Consider the following 1476-nt stretch of genomic DNA (forward strand, 5'->3'; position numbering starts at 1 on the left):
TAAATTCTATTGTTATTAAACAGTAGCTAACTCAGGTTCAGGAACAGGACGCTTACTATTACGAATACCATTAATTGCTTCTGCATAATCATCAGCTTTAAACACGGCAGAACCTGCAACAATAGCATTAGCACCAGCTTCTAACACCTGCCAAGTATTATTAGTCTTAAGGCCACCATCAACTTCAATCCAAGGATCGAGTCCTCGTTCATCACACATTTCACGAAGCTTACGAATCTTAGATACTACTCCAGGAATAAAACTCTGGCCTCCAAAACCAGGGTTGACACTCATAATCAACACCAAGTCACACAAATCTAAAGTATATTCAATTAATTCTAATGGTGTAGAAGGATTAAGAACTACACCAGCTTGCTTACCCAACTCTTTGATTTGGCCTAGAGTTCGGTGCAAATGGGGTGAAGCATTATGTTCAGCATGAACAGATATAATATCAGCACCTGCCTTAGCAAAATCTTCAACATATTTCTCTGGCTCCACAATCATTAAGTGGACATCAAGAGTTTTTTCAGTGACAGGGCGAAGTGCTTGGACGATTAATGGACCGATAGTAATGTTAGGTACAAAACGGCCATCCATTACATCAACATGAATCCAGTCAGCACCAGCTTGGTCTACAGCTCGTACTTCATCTCCAAGACGGCTAAAATCTGCTGATAGTATAGATGGGGCAATAACAATAGGTTTTTTCTGCATAGTGGTCATAAGAGTGAATGTTCTCCTACTATTCTCTGTTGCGTAAATTTTAACACTAATTTAATAATTTATTGTCAGAATATATATGTAGCATTGAAATTTGAGATCTAAACAAAAAATTAAATGTTTGAGGAAACAGGGGAAAGTCAAATATTTGACAGGGTTTTTAAGAGGAGAAAAAATTAATAACTTACAAAATACTTACCAAGAAAGTCAGTAACATGGTGAGTAGAGAAATCTGTTTTAGGAAAATCTAATAAAGATATATCATTCCGGTCAGAATAATCATCAAAATCTCCAAAAAATTCACCAATACCAGGTAAAAATCCTTGCATTGATACTGATTTTTTTATTAGTTTATTATAAGAAAAATCAACTTTTGAATAATAACATATAACTTTTATTTGTGAAATTACAAAAATCAGTTATTTTAACTTTTTGACCAACATGAATTTTTAAATTATTTTGATATATATACGCAATAAATATCGGTAATTTGCTAGCTACCATGATTGTAAATGTATATTTTTCATCCTCAAGTACATACTCAAAATTTATATAAAACTTCCAGTGAACCCCTCTATTTTTTTGATCATCTAGGATGAATCTCTCAACTTATTCTATAGAAGCATTAGTTTGTAGATAAAAAATCAACTTGTTTAAGTCAAGTTTTTCATTGATTAAATGTGGTATATATTTTATATTTTCAGCTTTAATTAAATGTATCATCACCTCTATATATTTTTTCAGTTGTTAATT

The 1476-nt window shown here is 32.4% G+C and carries 2 protein-coding genes; both read right to left on the reverse strand.

Annotation, left to right across the window (positions count from 1 at the left end):
- Window positions 1–15: 15 nt before the first annotated feature.
- Complete coding sequence (gene rpe, locus F6K13_RS32885; RefSeq protein WP_124144320.1) at window positions 16–726, reverse strand: ribulose-phosphate 3-epimerase; 711 nt, start codon at window positions 724–726, stop codon at window positions 16–18.
- A 173-nt stretch (window positions 727–899) separates the two neighbouring features.
- Window positions 900–1052: a hypothetical protein gene (locus F6K13_RS32890; RefSeq protein ID WP_161564441.1), complete on the reverse strand. Its 153-nt coding sequence runs from the start codon at window positions 1050–1052 to the stop codon at window positions 900–902.
- Between the last annotated feature and the right edge of the window lie 424 nt (window positions 1053–1476).

The sequence above is a fragment of the Okeania sp. SIO2B9 genome (assembly GCF_010672505.1).
GTDB lineage: Bacteria > Cyanobacteriota > Cyanobacteriia > Cyanobacteriales > Microcoleaceae > Okeania > Okeania hirsuta.

Coding starts and splice junctions, on each gene's coding strand:
- rpe (WP_124144320.1), bottom strand. CDS start 726: ATGACCACTATGCAGAAAAAACCTATTGTTATTGCCCCATCTATACTA.
- F6K13_RS32890 (WP_161564441.1), bottom strand. CDS start 1,052: ATGCAAGGATTTTTACCTGGTATTGGTGAATTTTTTGGAGATTTTGAT.